The sequence below is a fragment of the Telluria sp. AZSoR62 genome, from assembly GCF_058111565.1.
In genome coordinates this window covers 1-270 of record NZ_JBYTST010000316.1, presented here as the reverse complement: position 1 = coordinate 270, position 270 = coordinate 1, and the positions used below count along the sequence as shown (strand labels likewise).

The following is a 270-nucleotide window of genomic DNA, read 5'->3' as shown; positions in this document are numbered from 1 at the left end:
CAGGGACACGTCGATGGCCCAGTACGGCACGGACACGAAGGCGGCGATCTCGCGGTCGCGGTCCACGACCAGTTTGAGCGTGGGGGTCTGGACGCGGCCGACCGACAGCACGCCGTCGTAGCCAGCCTGTCGTCCCAGCACCGTGAACAAGCGGCTGAGGTTCATGCCGACGAGCCAGTCCGCCCGAGAGCGTGCCAGCGCCGAGTAGTACATCGGCAACGTCTCGGCCGATGGCCGGAGCTTGCCGAGTGCCGCGCGGATGGAAGCATC

At 68.1% G+C, this 270-nt stretch carries 1 protein-coding gene; it reads right to left on the bottom strand.

The features are described 5' to 3' along the window. On the bottom strand, nt 1–270 hold a 270-nt coding region (locus tag AC3XQU_RS23955; protein ID WP_489876625.1), incomplete at both ends, for a DNA topoisomerase.